Consider the following 19,928-nt stretch of genomic DNA (forward strand, 5'->3'; position numbering starts at 1 on the left):
AGGCCCTAGTCCTGGAAGAGCGCCGTGGACAGGTAACGCTCGCCGGTATCGGCGAGCAGCGCCACGATGGTCTTACCCTCGTTCTCGGGGCGCTTGGCCAGCTGCAGCGCGGCCCACACGGCGGCGCCGGACGAAATGCCCACGAGCACGCCCTCCTTGTGGCCCACGGCGCGGCCGGTCGCAAAGGCGTCGTCGTTCTCGACGGGGATGATCTCGTCATAGACCTGGGTGTCGAGGACGTCGGGCACAAAACCGGCGCCGATACCCTGGATCTTGTGCGGGCCGGCTTGGCCCTTGGAGAGCACCGGGGAAGTGGCGGGCTCGACGGCGACGACCTTGATTTCGGGGTTCTGCTCCTTAAGGAACTCACCCACGCCGGTCACGGTGCCGCCGGTTCCAACGCCGGCGACGAAGATGTCGACCTCGCCGTCGGTGTCATCCCAGATCTCGGGGCCGGTCGTGGCCTTGTGGATGGCGGGGTTGGCGGGGTTCACAAACTGGCCGGCGATGATGCTGTTTGGCGTCTCCTTCTGCAGTTCCTCGGCCTTGGCGATGGCGCCCTTCATGCCCTTGGAACCGTCGGTGAGCACGAGCTGTGCGCCATATGCCTGCATAAGCTTGCGGCGTTCGACGGACATAGTCTCGGGCATGGTGATGATCACCTTGTAGCCGCGGGCGGCCGCCACGGAGGCGATACCGACGCCGGTGTTGCCGCTCGTGGGCTCGATGATGGTGTAGTCGCCGCCGCGCACGAGCTTGCCTGCCTTCTCGGCCTTGTCAATCATGTTCTTGGCGACGCGGTCTTTAACGGAGCCGGCGGGGTTGAAGTATTCCAGTTTGACGAGCACGCGGGCCTTGAGGTCCTCATCGGCCTCAAAGTGAGTGAGCTCCAGGAGCGGGGTGTGGCCGATAAGCTGATCGATGGACGTATAAACATTGCTCATGGTGAACCTCCAAAGTGTTCAAATGACTGGATACCGTGTGGTTTTACGGTGTGTGTAGCAGCGAAACCCATAAACCTTATGGGTTGTTCGTTTTGCTGTTGGCAAGCATAGTAGACAGTAAAGCCTAGTAACGCAATAGGAAATAGAAGATTATTACGAGTCGATTAACCATCTTGACCGGAACGGGTATTTTCAAAACCAATTTTTCGGCTAGAATTTCTACGGACTAAATGACCGAAAGGCAGCACTATACATGTTGGTTTCTACTAAGGGCAGATATGCCCTGCGCGTTATGGTCGATCTGGCCGAGCACCAGGCGGCCGGTCGCATCCCGCTCAAAGAGATCGCGGCGCGACAGGGGATTTCCGAGAAATATCTCGAGAACATCTTGGCTACGCTCGTACGTGCCAACATGCTCTCGGGCATGCGCGGCAAGGGCGGTGGCTACGTGCTCACGCGCCCGCCCGAGCAGTACACGGTGGGCGAGATCCTGCGCCTGACCGAGGGTAGTCTGGCGCCGGTCGCCTGCCTGGATGGCGACTGCAAAGGCTGCTCGCGTTCGGATGAGTGCCCCACGCTTGACGTGTGGAAGAACCTGGACAAGCTCATCAACGACTACCTCGACGGTGTGACGCTCGATCAACTTGTCGCTCCCAACCATGGCTACGACTACGTCATCTAACCCACACCTGCATTTGGGGACGGGGTGGAAATGGTAGATTTTCTCGCCCTTTGAGACTTGGCAAATAAGAAGGCCGCCCATTTTTGCGATGGGCGGCCTTCGTTTTGGGCTGTTGAGACGGACACGGCCGGAATGGCCGTTTTAGTCCTCGGCGATGCTGTCGAGGATGCTGCGCGTGATGGACACCAGGATGCTGCCCATAAAGGCCGATCCAAAGCTGGCGATGGAGATGCCGACGCCCAGCAGGTTGACCGACAGGTAACTCGCGAGCTCAAGCATAAAGCTGTTGACGACAAGCTGGAAAATGCCCAGCGTAATGATCGTGAGCGGCAGCGAGATGACCGTGAGGAACGGTTTGACGAACGAATCGACAATGTTCAGGAACAGTCCCACAAAGGCAAAGCAGACCCAGGTCTCGGCAAAGCCGAAGGGTTGGATACCGGGGACGAGGAACGTGGCGATCGCGATGGCGATCGAGGTGAAGAGCCAGTTAAGCATAAAGCGCATGGCGTGAATCCTTTCTTGCGCCGGGATTGCTGGCGTCGCGTGAAGCGGCTTGCGGCGGCGACCTGGATGGTTGCGCGGGCGCGCCGCGGTGTTTGGGCGCCCATTGTCTCAAATATTCGTGGAGCTTACGTGCGCATACGGTTTCTAAACGGCGTTCGTCCTGAAAAACGCGCCGCTGGCAGAGAGTCTTGTCGCTTTAGTTTGGTGGTGTGCTACACTGCTACGGGCAAAAGCCACAGGCGTTGCCCTATTGCATAGAACGGGCGAACGATGCCCGATGTCAGTATCAACTTCGATGCCTTTTGGCGGGTTTGGCGGTGATCGATGAATATCGAGAACATGTTTGACAAGCCTGATGTCAAGCAGCTGGTCCACGCATTTAGCCTTTTGGATGACGAGAAGGATATCCAAGCGTTTTTGACCGATATCTGTACGCCGCGCGAGATTTGCGACCTTTCTCAGCGTTTGCAGGTTGCGCGCTATTTGGACGAGGGCGAGCCTTATGTTGAGGTTCAGGCCCGTACCGGCGCTTCGTCCACCACGGTGAGCCGCGTTTCAAAGGCGCTGAACGGCGAGTACGGTGGCTACCGCAAGATCCTCATTAAGTTGGAGGATGGCGAGTAGGCCAGCGACAACATTGAATTACGAAGAACCGTCCCTCCGGGGGCGGTTTTTATATGCCTGCAATCGGCTGGTGCGTTGGGTTCAGGTTGCTTTGTACCAAAAGATGGAACTGCGGTGGCAATGTGTCCGCTTGGGCGGGTAGGATGGATGCATTGATTATTGCGAACGGTTTGAGCGGAGGACCATGCCTGTTCGAATCTATACCACCAATGCCGGCACGGATTTGAGCGATGCCGAGTCGGCGCTGCTTGCCGACCTTATTGCCCGTCACGGGCGTGCCGTGTTGCTGGCACCAACGTTTGCCGAGCTCGATCTGTGCCGTCATGATGCGGCGGAAGCCGGCATTTCGCTGGGTATCGACTACAAGACACCCGCATCGTGGCTTCGCTCGCTTTGGGAGCTTTTGGGCGACGGGCGCGGTTTCGTCGACAACCTGCAACGTCAGATGCTGTTTTCGGATATGATTGCCCGCCGCGACGATGCCGACCTGCAGCCGCTTTCGCGTGGCCAGGGCACGGTGCGCATGCTCGCGCGCATGGCCCGCGATGTGCTGCCGGGTGTGGCGGGGACGACGGCCGAGCGATGCGGTGGCAACAATTGCCAGCCTGAGCCAAAAAGCGATGCCGAGGCTCGTGTGTTTGAGCTTTTGCGTGCCTACGCGGGCGGTTTGGACCGTCGAGATATGGTCGAGCCCTGCGAGGCAGCCGACATTATGGCCGGTGCCCTGGCCGATAGCCTGCCGGCGTGCGCCCGCGCCGTATGCGTGCGCGGTACCACGTCGTTTACGCACGGTCTACTCGAGCTGCTGTCTGCCGTGGCGAACAATGGGGGAGAGGTCGTCGTGCTGCTTGTCCGCGAGCAGGCGGCGATGCGCGAGGAGCTTGCCACGGCATTTGATGCCCGCGGTGTGCTGTTTGAGATCGCGCCGCTGGGGGAGGACGCCGTCGCGTCTGATGTCGCTTGCGGGGCCGCCGCTCAGCCTGCCTTTATTGAGGTCGCCGGCCCCCATGCCCGTGCTCATGTCTATGCGGACGCCATCGATAAGTTGGTGAAAGCGCACAAGGAGTCCAAGGCCGATAAAGCTACTGCAACGCCCGCCGACCCCGTGCGCGTGCTCGTCGTTTCTGCCCGGGCACCCCAGCTGTTCGGCGAGCTCGCCGCCCGTTTGGCGGCGCGTCACATTGCGGCCGAGACGACTGAGTTCACGGCGTTTTCCCAGTCCATCGCGGGCAGGCAGTTTACGGCGCTCGCCAACCTGATCGAGCGTATGAAAGCCGCCGACGAGGGCACCGCTTCCAAGACTGAGTGGTGGCCCGCGCCGGAGCTTACCGACTGGATCTACAGTCCGCTTTCGGGCGCTGATGCCGTCAATGCCCGTACCTTCGATAAGAATATGCGTCTCTCGCGCAGCAAGACTACCGCGGGCGTCAAGAGCCTGCTGCAGAGCGTTCAGGGCCAGGTGAGGGGCGCGCGCAAGGCGACGAGCGACGATAACTGGTTTAAGAACGTACCGTGTGTGGTCTCGGACGTGTTCCAGGCGCTGTGGCGTGACAAGCCCGTGACGGCGCTTAAGGCCATGCTTGCCGTTGCCGAGGCGTTGCCCGATCGCGCTCTAGGCGGCCTTGACGGCCAGGCCCGTCGCCAGGCAGAGACGGCTTTGCTGCGCCATGCCATCGACATCCTTATGAACGATGCTCGCGCGCTCGACGTGTCGCAGGCCGCGACCGTGCCGGTTCTCGACGGCGTTCGAACCAAGGTGGACAAGCGCAGTACCGCCTACGATTACGAGACCTATGAGGTCGATCGCACACCACGAGCACAAGTGCGCTTCGCGTCGCTTGCCGATGCGTCGGTTCTTCGCCCTGGCAGCTACGATGCCGTGCTGTTTGCCGATGTCGACCTGGACAGCTATCCGCTTTCGCACGAAGAGGGCCCGCTTGCCACGTTGACAGCCGAGCTGCGCCGCGACGGCGTGTCTTTGGAGCCCGCTGCCCTGCTGCGCGTGCGCTTTGGCCGTGCGATGCAGGCGGCGAGCGGTCCGGTCGCGCTCGCCCGTGTGACGCACGATCGCCAGGCACGCGAGTGCTACCCGGCAGCCGTATGGACCGAGCTGTGGGCACATGCCGAGGCCGCTGGCGCTGCCAAGCCCATGCGCGTGGGCGAGGGCGATATCATCGCCGACTTTGATCCCGCGGCAGGTGAAGGCCTCAAGCGCGAGCGCGTGACCTGTGAAGCCCCTCAGCATCTGAGTGCCGAGGCCGTGCCGTATTTGGTCCTGCGCCGTCGCGATGGCGAGGGTGAGGACGCGCCGCTCGTGCCGCGTCTGACGTCCGCCTCGCAGATCGAGGCCTATTCGACCTGCCCGCTATGCTGGTTCGTCTCGTACCGCGTGAAGCTCCAGTCGATCGACGCGGGCTTTGGCAACATGGAAAAGGGCAACTTTGTCCACGACGTGCTGGAGCATCTGCATGCCCGTCTGCCCCAAGAGGGCATGGAGCGCGTGACGCCCGAGAATCTGCCGCGCGCACAGGAGCTGCTGCACGAGGTCTTTGACGAGACGTTGGCCGAGCACGCCGGCAAGCGCGGCACGGAGGGCCCGCTGGTGCCGCTCTCTGCGGTGGAGGAACGCCAGGTGGCCGAGATCTTGCCGCAGCTGGAGGGTGTGCTTGCCTACGAGTCCGAGGCACTTGCCCCCTTTGCCCCGCGCTACCTGGAGTTCGCCTTCAACGAGCTCAAGGTCGAGTATGCCGGTTGGCCGCTTGGCGGGCGCATCGACCGCGTGGACGTGGACGCCGAGAATCGTGCCGTGGTGATCGACTACAAGCATCGCACGGGCGTTGAGGAGTTTAAGCTCGCCGACCCCACGGTGCGCGACGAGGAATCGGGCACGGCGCCCATCGACGATCCGCGCTGGTTGCCACCACATACCCAAACGCTCATCTACGCCCAGGCCATGCGCCGGGCGCTGGATTTGGACACCCGCGCGGCGCTCTACTTTTCGACCAAGGGCGGCAAGCCGGCGTTGCGCGGTGCCGCGAGCGCCGAGCTGCTCGAGGAAGAGCGCGGCGACGGTCGCATCCCGGGCCTTAAGAAAGGTTTCCCCGGCGAGGGTGGCAGCATGGACTTCGACGCCCTGCTCGATCGCGTTGAGGCCGGCATCGCCGAGCGCCTGCGCGAGCTCGAGGCAGGCAACGTTGCCGCCGTCGACCCGACGTCGGCTCAGGCCGCGCATGCGCGCTGCTCGTATAACCACGAAGGAACGTTTGTAAGGAGGGACGTGTAGACCATGGATCTTTCGACTTTGATGCCGCAACAGCTGCAGATTGTCAAAACGCTCGACCGTCCGCTGTTTGTCTCGGCGGGCGCCGGTTCGGGCAAGACCTTTACCCTCACGCGTCGCATCGTCTACGCGCTCTCGCCTGAATCCGGTCCGTTCGTTGAACATCTTGACCAGGTGCTCGCCATTACCTTTACCAAAGATGCCGCGGCCGAGATCCGTGACCGCGTGCGCCGTGCGCTTATCGACGAGGGCATGGACGAGGAAGCACTGACCGTCGACGACGCGTGGATCTCGACCATTCACGGCATGTGCTCGCGTATCCTGCGCGCGCATGCGCTGGAGCTGGGCATCGACCCCGAGTTCACGGTGCTCACCGATACCGACGAGCTTATGGACCAGGCTGTTGAGCATGTGTTGGCCCGCGCGACGGCGCCCGATGCCGCCCCCGAGCTCGCGGCATCGCTCAAGGCCCTCTATGCCTGGTATCCCATGGCGGGCGAGGGCGGTTCCTTTGGCGCTGGCGCGACCATCAAGGGCCTGGTGCGCGACCTGCTGGAGCTGTCGAGCCAGTTGCCGGGCGGTATGGACGACGTGTGCGTGGCGCGCGGGCAGGCCGATACCTCGGCACTCGCCGATGCCTATCGCGCGGCGCTGGGCGCAAGCAAGGCCGCGACCGAGAAGGCGCAGATGGCACTCGACGCCATTGACGCGTTCGAGGCGAGCGGCAAGACCATGGCCGATGCAGCGCGACTCATGATGTCGTGCACCATGCCGCGCGCGAGCAAGGCATTCCCTAAGGAGCAGGTCGAGCTGCTCAAGGCCGAGGCCGCCGATGCGTTTATCAATATCGTGCTTGCCTGCGGTGGCCCGGCGCTCGATGCGCTGGTGGGCCTGGCCCGTTCCGTGGAGGCTGAGTATCGCGCGCTGAAGGCTGCCCAGTCCGCCCTCGATAATAACGACCTGCTGCGTATGGCCTACGAGGCCCTGCGCGATTACCCTGCCATCCGTGCTGCGTACGAGGGCCGCTTTAAGATGGTCATGATCGATGAGTTTCAGGATACCGACCAGATGCAGGTCGATCTGATACGCTACCTGACGGGTGCGGGGGAGCGCGCGCTGTGCACCGTGGGCGATGCGCAGCAGTCCATCTATCGCTTCCGTGGCGCCGAGGTCGAGGTGTTCCGTCGTCAGGAGCGCAAGGTGGGCTCGTCTGCCGCGCCCGAGGCGACTGCCGTGGCCGATGCCCCTGCCGGCGAACTCGTCAAACTCGTGCGCAACTTCCGCAGCCATGACGAGGTGCTGCGTTACGTGGCACGCGTCTTCGACGGCGATGACGGCGGCCTGATGCAGGGCTTTTTGGATCTTGAGGCGAGCGACGGCCGCAAGGACACGCTGGTGGCGGACGCCTCGCGCCGCCAGGCCCTCTTTGTTGCCGGCGGCAGTATGCAGGAGCGCACACAGGCCAAGGCCCGCGCGATCGCCGAGCGCTTCCGCGCGCTTGCCGATGCCGGCCAGCCCCAGGGCGGCATGGTACTGCTGCTGGGCCGCATGACCAACGCCGATGTCTACGCCCAGGCCTTCCGCGATCAGGGGCTCGACTGCGTCATCGCAGGCGGCTCGGTCTTTGCCCAGGCAGCCGAGGTGCAGACGGTGCGTGCCCTGGTCTGCGCGCTCGCCAATCCGGCCGATACGGCGCAGGGCCTTATGCCGCTGCTCGCCTCGCCGATGTTTGCGCTCGGCGCCCAGGAGTTCCTGGCGCTGGCGACCAAGCTCGATGGCGAGACGGGGGAGACCTCGCGCCGGAATATCGACATGGGCATCATGAGCGATTCCGATGTGCCGGGCTTGCAGGGCTTGCCGCTTGTGACGCGTGCCCGCGAGGTGCTGCGCTACGCACTGCGTCGCGTGGGGCGTGATTCGTTCGCCGCCATCGCGCGCGACGCGGTCAATGCCTCCGGCTGGTTTGTGCGTCTGGGACAGCGTGGTCCCGAGGGCAAGGCCATTGCCGCCAACGTGCTCAAGGCGCTCGACGCCGTGGCTGAGGCTGAGGCCGAGTTCGGCAACTCGCCGCGTTCCATCGCGCTGGCCTTCGACCGCTTCTTGGCGGGCAAGGAGGCCCCGGGCGCGCTCAACGAGGAGGGTGACGGCGCGGTACGCATCATGACGGTGCATGCCTCCAAGGGTCTGGAATATCCGGTCGTGGCGGTCGCCGAGTGCTTTGGCGTGCGTAAGTCCTCGGGTGCGGCACAGATGGGTCGCGTTGAGGGCGGAGCACAGGTCGTGGCACTGCCGGCACGCTTCGACGGCGTTAAGCTTGCCGACGGTACCTTTGTGAAGGGCGACGACGTCAAAAAGCAGTTTGAGCACGCGTTTAAGGGCAAGGGCACGTCGCTGTGGCTGCCGCCGGAGCTCATGGAGGACGTCTGCGCGACGGGTTCTCCCGCCGAGGCATTTGCTCGCCTGCGCAACGACGACCTGCAGCTTTCGCTCGAGGAACGGGCCCGCTTGCTCTATGTTGCCATGACGCGTGCGCGCGAGCTGGTGATCTTGGCGATGGATGCCGGCGTGAGCCGCGGCAAGGTGACGGCGCCGACCTTCGATGTCGAGACGGATCTGACCTACGACGTGCTGCGCCGCATTCTGCCGACCGACGCTCTGGACATGCCGCAGCTCGATAGCGACCGTTTGGTGTTCGACAACTCCAAGTCGGGCGACTACGAGCTCATTTCGCTCGCGGGCTTTACCTTTGGCGAGCAGACGTTTGAGGCCAACGCTTCGCTGGATGCCGAGGGCAGGCTTGTTCGTGGCGATGCCGATACGGATGCTGCCGACGATTCGGCCAGTACAATCGTCCCCGGTCCTGTCGACCCCAAGCCCGATTCGTTCGAGCTTGTGTATCCCCAGGCAGTGGGCGTGCGCATGGGCATCTGTCCGTATCCGATGCGTGACTCGTATAGCTACTCGTCAATCGCCGCGGCACTCCATGCCGAGACGGAAGACCGTGCCGCCGAGGCTCGTGTTCCCATGGACGAGGCCGGCGATGATGCGGAGTCGGATGGTTCCGAGATGACGGACGCAGACGTGGCCGCTGTCGAGCCCGCCGGCAATCCCATGGCGCTGGGCTCGGCCTTCCACGCCGCCTGCCAGTGGCTCATCGAGATGGGTGCCGATGCGCTGCCCGCTGAGCGTGCCGACGCCCTGGCTCGCCTGTGGCACCTGACGCCAGAACAGCGCGAGCGCTTCGATGTCGCTCTGGAGCGCTGGCTCAAGTCGTCGGTTCGTGCCGAGCTGTTCGCGTGGCCGTGCGTTCGCGCCGAGGTGCCGTTCTTCTCGCTGGGCTGCGAGGACGAGGACATCGCCCGCTACGGTGCATATGCCGAAGGCGCCATCGACGCTTTGGCGACCGACCCGGCCGATCCGTCACGCGCACTGGTCATCGATTACAAGACGGGTGGCACGCCGGATGAGACGCCGGATCAGCTGCTCGAGAAGCACGCCCTGCAGGCGCGCGTCTACGCCGACGTGTTGCACAAGGCGGGCTTTGAGACGGTGACGGTCAAGTTCGTTCGCGTGGAGCAGGCGAATCCAGCCATCTTCGTCGAACCCGCCGAACCTCAAGTAGTCATCTACAATCTCTAGCCCTCAGATAACTTGCGGTGGAATACGGGCTGTTTTGGCCAAAAAAGCCGCCAAACAGTCCGCATTTCACCGCAACTGCAAGAGGAGCCGTGTTGGTTTGGCTAGGTTCGGGTGCTGTCCGTGCCGTGCGGTAAAATCGTTCAGTCAGAACACGAACCCGCATCGGAGCTCATCACATGGCATTCGTCCATCTGCACAATCACACTGTTTTCTCCATGCTCGACGGCGCAACCCGTATCCAGGATATGGTCAATCGTGCCGTTGAACTTGGCATGCCCGCCGTGGCCATTACCGACCACGGCTACATGTATGGCGTGCCCGACCTAGCGCTGGCCTGCGACGCCGTCAATCACAACACGCCCGAGTACAAAACCTGGAGCCACGACAAGGCCTTCTTGGAAAAGGACCGCCGCGACGAGCTGGTGGAGCCCGACCCCGAGGCAAACCCGCGCGAGCATGCCCAGTACGTCAAAGACATGGCCATGTGGGACGAGAAGGGCAACATCGACGAGCTCAAACCGCCCCTGGTCATCAAGCCCATCTTTGGCTGCGAGGTCTACTTTACGCCGGACGAGACCCTTGCCCGCGACCACAAGCCCGAGCTCTACCACATGATCCTTCTGGCCAAGGATCAGGAGGGCTACGTCAACCTAATGCAGACGGTCTCCGAGGCCGCCGTGCAGGGCTTTTACTACAAGCCGCGCGTGACGCTCGACAACCTGCGCCGCCATGCCAAGGGCATGATCTGCACGAGCGCCTGTATCGCGGGCATCATCCCCAAATACATCGACCGCGGCGACATGGAAGGCGCCATCAAGTGGGCCGAGACCTTCCGTGATACCTTCGAGCCCGGCGACTTCTACATCGAGATCCAGGAACACGGCATCACCACCGACAACGGCCTGACTGACGAGCAGATGGACCGCACGCTCATCGACATCGCCAAGCAGGTGGGCGTCAAGGTCATCGCCACCAACGACTTCCACTACCTGCGCCGCGAGGATGCGCCCGTGCAGGACGTCATCATGTGTATTGGCATGAACGCCAAGGTCGATGACCCCAACCGCATGCGCATGACCGGCTCGGAGTTTTACATGAAGACCGAGGAGGAGATGCGGGCGATGTTCCCGTATTGCCCCGAGGCCTGCGACAACACGCTCGAGATCGCCGACAAGTGCTACGTTGAGCTGGACTGGGACTCTATCATCCTGCCGCGCTTTCCGTTGCTCGATCCCGGCGAGACGCACGAGAGCCAGTTCCGCCGCGAGTGCGAGAAGGGCCTGCGCCAGCACTATGGCGACGACTGGGCCACGCGCGAGATCGGTGGCGTCAACATCAAAGAGCGCTTTGAGTACGAATACAAGGTCATCTGCGACAAGGGCTTTGCCGCCTACTTTTTGATCGTTGCCGAGTACGTGCAATGGGCTAAGGACAACGGCATCGGCGTCGGCCCCGGCCGTGGCTCGGCCGCCGGCGCTATCGTCGCCTACGCCATGAACATCACCGCGTTCGACCCGCTCGAGAACGGCCTGATGTTCGAGAGGTTCCTGTCCCCGCAACGTACCGAGATGCCCGATATCGATATGGACTTCGACGATGAGCGGCGCCTCGAGGTCGTGGAGCACGTTCGCCAGCTCTACGGCCCCGAGAAGGTCACCCACGTCATCACCTACTCGACCATTAAGGCCAAGCAGGCCATCAACGACGCCGCGCGCGTGCTGGACTATCCGGTCTACATGGGCCAGCGCCTGTCCAAGATGGTCTCGAGCGACCCCAAGGTCAAGCTCAAGCAGGTGCTCGAAAAGCAACCCGGCAAAGAGGATCTGTTTAACCCCGATTTTGCCGAGGCCTATAAAAAGGACGACGACGCTCGCCGCATCATCGACACGGCGCTCTCGATCGAGGGCCTCACCCGTGGCGAGGGCGTGCACGCGTGCGCCGTTCTGATCTGCCGCGATCCCGTCAACGAGCACGTACCCACCAAGCTCGATACCAAGGGCGGCGTCGAGATTACCCAGTACGAGGGTCATACCGTCGCCGACATGGGCCTGCTCAAGATGGACTTCTTGGGCCTGCGCACGCTGACGGTTATCTCCAAGGCCAAGGCCAACATCAAAAAGAACTTCGGCATCGACATCAAAGAGGAAGAGATCCCCTTTGACGATCCCGAGATCTTTAAGCTCATGGGTTCCGGCCATACCGCCGGCGTCTTCCAGGTCGAGTCCGCTGGCATGACGGCCACGATCAAGAACATGAAGCCCACCGAGTACAAACACGTCGTGGCATTGATCGCCCTGTACCGCCCGGGCCCGCTGGGCGCCGGCATGGTCTCGTCCTACATCAACCGTATGAACGGCAAGGAGCCGGCCGTCTCCTACGACGACCGCCTGGACGACATCCTGGGCGAAACCTACGGCACCATGGTCTACCAGGAACAGGTTATGCTCATCTCCGTCGAGATGTGCGGCTTCTCCAAGGGCGAATCGGACTCGCGTATCCGTAAGCCCGTGGCTAAGAAAAAGATTAAGCTGCTCACGTCGACGGTGCTCCACTGGGAGGATGGTTCGGACGAGACCACCTACGACCACTGGATGAACGGCGCTATCAAGAACAACTACACGCGCGAGGTCGCCCAGAAGATTTGGGACGATGTCCTTGAGTTCGCGTCCTACGCCTTCAATAAGTCGCACTCCGCCGGTTACGCCATTCTGGTTATGCAGACGGCATGGCTCAAGGCGCACTATCCGCATGAGTACATGGCGGCCGTTCTGACGTCCTATACGGGTAAGACCGACAAGATCGTGCACTACGTCTCGGCATGCCGTCACGACGGCATCCCCGTGCTTTCGCCAGATGTCAACGAGTCCGGTACCGAGTTCACGGCTACCAAGGAGGGCGTGCGCTTTGGTCTGGCCGGCATCCGCGGCGTGGGCACCGGCGTGGCGCAGGCGATTATCGCCGAGCGCGAGGCGGGCGGTCCGTTTAAGACGCTGCACGACTTTGTCGAGCGCGTGGACTCGAGCCAGGCCAACCGTCGCGTGATCGAATCGCTGATCAAGGCAGGCGCCTTCGACTCCACGGGGTATCCGCGTCGCCAGATGATGCACTTTGTGGACAAGAACAACCCCGAGAACATCATCGATGCCGCGGTAAAGCGCCAGAAGGACCGCGCGAGCGGCCAGACGTCGTTCTTCGATATGTTTGGCGACGTTGAGGGCTCGGGCTTTGAGGTGAGCGTGCCCGATCCGGATGGCCAGGAATGGGACCGCCACCTTAAGCTGAGTCAGGAGAAGGAGGTTCTGGGCATCTACGTCTCGGACCACCCGCTGCGTCCGTTTGAGTATGCACTAGCCAAGGCGCGCGACTTTTCGTTCTCGCAAATCGACACCGGCTATGAGGTTCAGAATCCTACGGGCGGCACCATCAACCAGGAGATTCCCGAGGGTAAGGCGCTGTGGTGGGCCGGCATGGTCTCGAGCGTGTCCAAGCGCGTGACCAAAAACGGCGACCCCATGGGCATCGTGCAGCTCGAAGACATGGAAGGCGAGGCCACGGTCGTGGTGTTCCCCAAGACCTACAAGGAGGCCGAGGGGTATCTGTACGGCGAGGTCGATCCCGAGACCGGCGCGCAGCTGTCCGACGCGTTTGTGCGCATTAAGGGCAAGCTCGAGCGCTCGGACCGCGGCGACCAGATCATCGCGCAGGAGATTGTGCCGCTGGAGCTTAGCGAGGAGAAAAACAAGCCCAAGGTCTTTGAGGTCATGGTGCCCAACAGCCGCTTTAGCCAGGGCAATATGGCGCGCCTGGCCACGGTGCTCACCGCCAACCCGGGCGGCGACCGCGTGGAGATCTTTATCGAGCAGGTGGACGGGCGCGTGCTCCGTGCCGAGGTGCCGGCCAAGGTCAACGCACGCTCGATTCCGCTGCTGGCAGAGGCAAAGGCCATCGTCGGCAACCAAGGCCGCGTGACGGTTATCTAGGATGCCTTTGCCGGGGTAGCTAATTTGGGACGGGGCTATTTTAGCTACCCTTTGGCTGATGGCGAATGAGTCGGGGTCGGAATACATCTCAACCGACATATGGGGGTAGCTAAAATAGCCCCGTCCCAAATTAGCTACCCCGGGTGAGATTGGAGGAAGTGATGGCGCAGGGGACGTTTGTGCAGGCGCTTCGCAAAGAGGCGGCGTTGAGCGGAACCTTTATGAAGGGGCGTTCGCTCATGCTCAACGGCGCCGTTCTGTCGATCGAGGACAGCGGCTCGCGCTTCTCCAAAAACGTGACGGTTGAGGGCTCGGTGCGCGGCTCGCGCGGCGACCTGTACAAGACGCGCGTGGCGCTCGACATGGACGAGCACGAGGTGATCGACTACGACTGCGATTGCCCCGCTGCCTATCGTTACCCCGGTATGTGCAAGCATGCCATCGCTACAGCGCTGGCGTATCTGGACGCCAGCGGCGTTGAGCCTGTTGAGGGGCTGCGCACACCGGTCCGCACGTTTACGGCGCAGCCGAAACAGCCCGCGCGCACCGCGCCCAAAGCGCCGGCCGTCAATCCCAACTTTCCCTTTCCGGCGCCCGTCCCCACGAGCCCGAGCCTTATGGCGGCGCTCTCCGATCTTTCGGACGCGCGCATGGATGAGCTGGCGAGCATGCGCCGCAAGCTTGCCGGTGCCGTTGATCCCGACGCCCCCAAAGCGGCGTTGGAGCCCTCGCTGGTGCCGTACTACAATCCACTGTTTGCCGACCGCTTTAGCTGGGCGCTCGAGCTTCGCATTCGCTGTGAATCGGTCTCCTACGTGGTCAAGGACATCGACGGCATGGCCGATGCCTATGTGCGCGGCGGCACCTTCTCGTACGGCAAGAAGCTCACGTTTGTCCATACGCCCGAAGCCTTCGAAGACGTGTCGACAAAGCTGCTCAACCTTGTTGTGACGACAGTTGCCTATCTCGATGACATCACAAGCTCGCGTTCGGCGTCGTACGACTTTGCCCGCAGCGGTTTTGTCGCCGAACGTCAGTTGCCGCTGTCCGAGCATAGCATCGTATATGTGCTGGACCTGCTGCGCGGCCAGACCATCTCCTTTGAGCCCGCTTGGTCGCGGGGGACGACGACGCATCGCACCTATGACGTGGCGGTTGAGATGCCTCCGGAAGGGGAGGACGAGGTTCTGTCTAAGCGCCCACCGCTCCTTGCCGCCAAAATCGCGCCGGCGGCTGGCGGCAGCTACGATCTGCGCCTGCCGGCCGATGCATACTGCTTTGCTTCGGGCGACGTTGCCTATCTGGTCGACACCCGCCGTGCGCGCCGCGCCGATGTGGCGTTTGCCCAGCATGCGGCGCCGTTTCTATCGCGTTTGCTGCCCTGTCGCACGCCGGTCCATATCGCTGCCGACCAGGTGGGGGAGTTCTGTCGTATGGCGCTGCCCATTTTGCGCGACTACACCGACCTCACCGCGCCCGCCGCGCTCGATACCGTGGCACCCGATCCGAGCTTTGCTATGGCAATCGGCGTCGATGATGGGCTCGTGACCTGCAAAATTACGGTTACCTACGGCGATTGGTCGGCGGATCTCTTTAGCCTGGGCGCTCCGGGTAGTCCCTTCGAAGAGCGGCGCCCGGGCGTGCCGCCCCGCGACGAGGTGGCGGAGTTTCGCGTTATGGACACGGCGGCCCTGTATTTCGACTTTTACGAGGGCGGTCTGGCGTTTGAGGAGCGCGATGACGAGAGCTTGTTCCGCCTGCTGACCGAGGGCCTGTCCGCCCTGTCCGAGCTGGGTGAGGTCATGCTCAGCGACCGTCTGCGCCAGATTTCGGTCCGCCCTGCGCCCAAGCTCTCGGTTCGTGCGACCGTCAAGAGTAACCTGCTCGATGTCGAGCTGGGCGCGAGCGGGCTTTCGGCCGCGGACCTTGCCGTCTACCTCGATTCGTACAAGCGTCATCAAACGTTTGCGCGCCTTACGTCCGGCGACATCATTCGCCTGGATGAGGGCGCCCGAGCCGCGTTTGGCCTCGCCGAGGACCTGGGTATCGATGCCGTCGACCTGCTCGACGGCGTGTCGCTTCCCGCGTCGAGCACCCTGTTCGTCGACAGCATGCTCGCGCGCGCGCCCGCGCTCGAGGCCGATCGCGACGCTGCGTTCCGCCGTACCGTCGAGCGCTTGGATACGCTCGGCAAGATGGACTTTACGGTGCCGGTCTCGCTCAAGGCCACACTGCGCGGCTACCAGGTCGACGGCTACCAGTGGCTCGGCTCGCTCGAACACCTGGGCCTTGGCGGTATCTTGGCCGACGACATGGGCCTGGGCAAAACGCTTCAGATGATCGCGCATATCCTGGCGCGCGTGGAGGCGGGGGACACCAAGCCCACGCTCGTGGTATGCCCGGCCTCGCTCGTGTACAACTGGACTGCCGAGCTGGAGCGCTTTGCCCCGTCGCTCGATGTGTGCGCCATTTTGGGCGCCAAGGCGCAGCGTCGCGTGCAGATTGCCGGCGTGGCCGAGCATAACGTGGTCGTGACGTCGTATGACCTTATGCGGCGCGATATCGACGAGTACGTCGAGCAGGACTTTGCCCGTGTGGTGCTCGATGAGGCCCAGTACATTAAAAACCCGCTCACCCAGGTGGCGCGCGCCGCAAAGCGCCTGCCTGCCGGCGTGCGCTTTGCCCTGACGGGCACGCCCATCGAAAACCGCCTATCCGAGCTCTGGAGCATCTTCGACTTTTTAATGCCGGGCCTGCTCGGCACGCGCGAGTCGTTTGCCAAGCGCTTCGAAAGCCCGGTCGAGCATGCCGAGGGCGACAGCGCCGCCCGCCTGCAAGCGCTCGTGTCGCCGTTTGTGCTGCGCCGTGTCAAGGAAGACGTGGTGGCCGATCTGCCCGAGAAGATCGAGGATACGGTGATGACGCAGCTCACCGGCGAACAGCGCAAGCTCTACCTGGCCAACCAAGACCGCATTGCCCAGCAAGTGCAGCACCGCGAGGCATCCGAGTTTAAGAAAGACAAGCTCAAGGTGCTCGCCGAGCTCACCAAGCTGCGCCAGATCTGTTGCGACCCGCATCTGCACTATGCGGACTACAAGGCGGGAAGCGCCAAGCTCGATACGTGCATGGAGCTCGTCCACGGCGCGCTCGACGGCGGTCATCGCATCTTGCTGTTCAGCCAGTTTACGGGCATGCTCGATATCATTGGCAAACGCCTGGCCAAGGAGGATATCGCCTTCCTTAAGCTCACGGGCGCTTCGTCTAAGGAGAGCCGCGCCAAGATGGTCGCGCAGTTCCAAGCGGGCGAGGTTCCGGTCTTTTTGATTTCGCTCAAGGCGGGCGGCGTGGGCCTGAACCTGACGGCGGCCGACGTGGTCATCCACTACGACCCGTGGTGGAACGTGGCCGCACAGGATCAGGCGACCGACCGCGCGCATCGTATTGGCCAGCAACACACCGTGACCGTGTACAAGCTCATCGCCAAGGACACGATTGAGGAACGCATTATGCAGATGCAGGAGTCCAAACGCGACCTGGTCAACAGCGTGCTCGGCGGCGACGGCATCTCGTCGGCGCTGTTTACCCGCGAAGATGTTCTGGCGCTGCTGGGCGGCGACGGTCGCTAGCCGCGCGCGGGGTGGGACTGCTGGAGCGGGCAGGGCGGTCGACGCATTTTGGCCCGACCGCTTGCCTGGTCCGTTATGTGTTCATTTGCGACGCCGTGGATGGTTCGCCTGCCTTTGGGCATAAGAACCATCAAGAACATTGGCACATCAGCAAAGGAGAACATCATGGCGAAATTCTTTAAGGACCCCGACGGTAAGCTCATCGCTGCCCTTGGCGACGACGTTGCGACTCCTGCCGGCTGCACGGAGCTGACCGCAAACACCGAGGACGCGGCGCACGAGAAGCACGTGCCTGTTGTCGAGATCGAGCGCGACGGCCACGTGATCCGCGCACGCGTGGGCTCGACGGAGCACCCCATGCTGCCCGAGCACTACATCGAGTGGATTGCGCTTGAGGCCGAGGGCCGCCTGGAGGTCCATTACCTCGAGCCCGGCATGAAGCCCACGACGTTTTTTGCCGGCGGCTCCAAGACCGGTACCGTCTATGCCTATTGCAACCTGCACGGGCTGTGGTCCGCGACGTTCTAGGAACGCGCCCCCGCTCGGGGTATCATAGCTAGCATATGCACATGCGAGCGCCGACTGCATCATGCGGCCGGCGCTTTTACTACGACAACGACGATTTACGACGGAAAGGGCTGGGCCATGAAGCTCGCACTTGCACAGATCGATATGCGCCTGGGTGACATTGAGGGCATTTGCGGCCGCATCGAGGACCAGGCTCGCCTGGCCCATGAGCGCGGCGCGCGCGTGCTGTGCGTTCCGGCCCCGCTCTTTATGGGCGCCATGCCGGGCAGCCTGGTGGGCGCTGCCGATTTTGAGCACGATATGTTGACGGGCCTGACGGGCGTTGCCGAGCGCATCCAAGAGCTCGATATGATCTGCATCGTGCCCGCTGCGGTTTCGTTTGAGAGCCAGCCCCTGCTTGACTATATGATGCTCAAAGACGGTCGCGTGGTGCCCGCGCGCACAAGTATTGCCTTGCAGCGTGGCGAGAGCAACGACGCGCGTTGGGCGCCTCCGGTGTTTGACGTGGACGGCGTGCGCATCGCTGTGGTGTTTGACCTGGACCGCGAGCTCGAGATGCTGCCGACCGGCGTCGACCTCATCGCCTATTTCCAGTTCAACGCGTTTGACATGACCGATCGCGAGACCGCCGCCGTCGCCGCCGTTCGCAGCGGTGCCTACCGCAAGATCGCCTCCAAGCGTAGCGTATGGTTTGCCTGCATGGCGCCGGTCGGTGCCTATGACGAGTCGGTGTATACCGGCGGATCGTTTGTGCTTGACGATTGCGGGCGCGTGGTGGCCCAGTCGCCGTGCTTTGAGGAGAGCCTGCTGGTTCAGGAGATTCAACGCGGCGTGATGCTCGATGCCCTGGAGGACCATGAGCTGCCCCAGTTTCGCTCCGAGGAGTGGCTGTGGCAGGCGCTGGTGCTTGCCGTGCGCGACAACGCCCGAGCCCACGGTGCGTCGCGTGCTGTGGTGGCACTCGAGGGTGACTTGCCGTCGTCCCTGCTGGCGGCGCTGGCCGTCGACGCTCTGGGCCCGCGCAATGTGATTGGCCTGGTGCTGGGGCGCAACCGTATCTTTACGCCGGCGCAGGAAGAGGCCGAGGCTGCCCGCTGTGCCGCCGTCCGCGCCATCGCCGAGCGTCTGCACATTCGCACCGTCGAGCGCGATGCACCGGATGCGGCGCGTGTGCTCGATCGCGACGTGTCGGCGGGCGATGCCGAGCGTCTGCGCTCGCGCACGTTGGGCCTCATGCTGGAGGACACGGCGCTCGAGCTGGGTGCGATGGCGCTGAGCCCGCTGTCCAAAACCGAGTACGCGCTGGCGGCGCCGGCGCTTTGCGGCGGCTACCAGGGCGATTACGCGCCCTTTGGCGATGTGTACCTGTCGACGCTTGAGTTTGTGGCGCGTGTGCGCAACCGCACGTCTGCCGTGGTGCCCCAAGAGCTCGTGACGCTCAACGCGGTGGAAGATTGTATGGAGCGCGTGCTGGCGCAAGCGCTCTCGACGCTCGACGGTCCGGTCGATATGCTCGACCGCGCGGCACAGCTGCTCGGCGGGCTTGAGCCGGGTGAGGTCGATGGCGCGCTCGAGGCGCACGTGGACCGCAATCGATCTTTCGACGACATCCCGATGGCCGCTGGCAAGCCTGAGGCTTGCTCGCTGCTGCTGATGCTCGTTCGACAGGGTGAGGCTGCCCGCCGCATGTTGCCGATGGCGCCGATCGTCTCGGCCCGTTCGTTTGCCGAGCGTGCCTGGCCGTATATGCTCGCGTGGTCCGACCTGGGGCTTAACGGCAAGGAGCGTATGACGGTCGATTCGCTGGCGCGCGCCGAGGTGCGCCGTTTTGCTGACGAGGATACGAGCGAGCGCGTGCGAAACGAGATGATGGGCGTGCTGGGCGAGCTGCTGGGTATTTCGCCCGAGCAAATGGAGGAGCTGCGCTCCGAGGACGGTCAGCGTCGTTTGCACGAGGGAATGAAAAAGTTCGAGGGCGAGGTTCAGGACGCCATCGATAAGATGATGGGCGGTCAGAGCGGCTCGCAAGGTAGTCCCCAGGGTGGCCCGATGCCGCATCCGCCGGTTGATCCCCGACAATTCCCGTTCTTCTCTCAGAACTAGGTCGCTGCGCGCCCG

At 63.0% G+C, this 19,928-nt stretch carries 10 protein-coding genes; 8 read left to right on the forward strand and 2 right to left on the reverse strand.

Annotation, left to right across the window (positions count from 1 at the left end; all coding sequences use genetic code 11):
- Positions 1 to 5: 5 nt before the first annotated feature.
- Complete coding sequence (gene cysK / locus ACKUTP_RS05205) at positions 6 to 944, reverse strand: cysteine synthase A (protein WP_409063699.1); 939 nt, start codon at positions 942 to 944, stop codon at positions 6 to 8.
- A 253-nt stretch (positions 945 to 1,197) separates the two neighbouring features.
- On the opposite strand from cysK, the gene ACKUTP_RS05210 reads away from it, so the two are divergent.
- Positions 1,198 to 1,626: an Rrf2 family transcriptional regulator gene (locus ACKUTP_RS05210; protein ID WP_022094857.1), complete on the forward strand. Its 429-nt coding sequence runs from the start codon at positions 1,198 to 1,200 to the stop codon at positions 1,624 to 1,626.
- A gap of 141 nt (positions 1,627 to 1,767) precedes the next feature.
- Here the strand turns inward: ACKUTP_RS05210 and ACKUTP_RS05215 are convergent, their stop codons facing one another.
- Complete coding sequence (locus ACKUTP_RS05215; protein WP_035137358.1) at positions 1,768 to 2,133, reverse strand: phage holin family protein; 366 nt, start codon at positions 2,131 to 2,133, stop codon at positions 1,768 to 1,770.
- 324 nt (positions 2,134 to 2,457) lie between these two features.
- On the opposite strand from ACKUTP_RS05215, the gene ACKUTP_RS05220 reads away from it, so the two are divergent.
- From ACKUTP_RS05220 to ACKUTP_RS05250, 7 genes are all read left to right on the forward strand, one after another.
- Positions 2,458 to 2,757, forward strand: a complete 300-nt coding sequence (locus tag ACKUTP_RS05220; RefSeq protein WP_022094855.1) for a YerC/YecD family TrpR-related protein — start codon at positions 2,458 to 2,460, stop codon at positions 2,755 to 2,757.
- Positions 2,758 to 2,941: 184 nt separating this feature from the next.
- Positions 2,942 to 6,040: a PD-(D/E)XK nuclease family protein gene (locus ACKUTP_RS05225; RefSeq protein ID WP_409063700.1), complete on the forward strand. Its 3,099-nt coding sequence runs from the start codon at positions 2,942 to 2,944 to the stop codon at positions 6,038 to 6,040.
- 3 nt (positions 6,041 to 6,043) lie between these two features.
- Positions 6,044 to 9,676: a UvrD-helicase domain-containing protein gene (locus ACKUTP_RS05230; RefSeq protein WP_409063701.1), complete on the forward strand. Its 3,633-nt coding sequence runs from the start codon at positions 6,044 to 6,046 to the stop codon at positions 9,674 to 9,676.
- 176 nt (positions 9,677 to 9,852) lie between these two features.
- The gene (gene dnaE, locus ACKUTP_RS05235) at positions 9,853 to 13,656 is read left to right on the forward strand and encodes a DNA polymerase III subunit alpha (RefSeq protein ID WP_409063702.1); all 3,804 of its coding nucleotides are present in this window, start codon (positions 9,853 to 9,855) and stop codon (positions 13,654 to 13,656) included.
- A 161-nt stretch (positions 13,657 to 13,817) separates the two neighbouring features.
- Entirely contained in the window at positions 13,818 to 17,282 is a 3,465-nt protein-coding gene (locus ACKUTP_RS05240; RefSeq protein WP_409063703.1) for an SNF2-related protein, read from the forward strand.
- A gap of 165 nt (positions 17,283 to 17,447) precedes the next feature.
- Positions 17,448 to 17,810 (forward strand): desulfoferrodoxin family protein, encoded by a 363-nt coding sequence (locus ACKUTP_RS05245; protein ID WP_271728964.1) that lies wholly within the window; start codon positions 17,448 to 17,450, stop codon positions 17,808 to 17,810.
- A gap of 117 nt (positions 17,811 to 17,927) precedes the next feature.
- Complete coding sequence (locus ACKUTP_RS05250) at positions 17,928 to 19,913, forward strand: hypothetical protein (RefSeq protein ID WP_409063704.1); 1,986 nt, start codon at positions 17,928 to 17,930, stop codon at positions 19,911 to 19,913.
- Positions 19,914 to 19,928 lie beyond the last annotated feature (15 nt).

The sequence above is a fragment of the Collinsella sp. wc0529 genome (genome assembly GCF_046116875.1).
Lineage (GTDB): Bacteria > Actinomycetota > Coriobacteriia > Coriobacteriales > Coriobacteriaceae > Collinsella.

Bases quoted from the DNA above. Each gene is read 5' to 3' on its own strand.
- cysK (WP_409063699.1), bottom strand. From the start codon at position 944: ATGAGCAATGTTTATACGTCCATCGATCAGCTTATCGGCCACACCCCG.
- ACKUTP_RS05225 (WP_409063700.1), top strand. From the start codon at position 2,942: ATGCCTGTTCGAATCTATACCACCAATGCCGGCACGGATTTGAGCGAT.
- ACKUTP_RS05220 (WP_022094855.1), top strand. From the start codon at position 2,458: ATGAATATCGAGAACATGTTTGACAAGCCTGATGTCAAGCAGCTGGTC.
- ACKUTP_RS05240 (WP_409063703.1), top strand. From the start codon at position 13,818: ATGGCGCAGGGGACGTTTGTGCAGGCGCTTCGCAAAGAGGCGGCGTTG.
- ACKUTP_RS05250 (WP_409063704.1), top strand. From the start codon at position 17,928: ATGAAGCTCGCACTTGCACAGATCGATATGCGCCTGGGTGACATTGAG.
- ACKUTP_RS05210 (WP_022094857.1), top strand. From the start codon at position 1,198: ATGTTGGTTTCTACTAAGGGCAGATATGCCCTGCGCGTTATGGTCGAT.
- ACKUTP_RS05230 (WP_409063701.1), top strand. From the start codon at position 6,044: ATGGATCTTTCGACTTTGATGCCGCAACAGCTGCAGATTGTCAAAACG.
- ACKUTP_RS05245 (WP_271728964.1), top strand. From the start codon at position 17,448: ATGGCGAAATTCTTTAAGGACCCCGACGGTAAGCTCATCGCTGCCCTT.
- dnaE (WP_409063702.1), top strand. From the start codon at position 9,853: ATGGCATTCGTCCATCTGCACAATCACACTGTTTTCTCCATGCTCGAC.
- ACKUTP_RS05215 (WP_035137358.1), bottom strand. From the start codon at position 2,133: ATGCGCTTTATGCTTAACTGGCTCTTCACCTCGATCGCCATCGCGATC.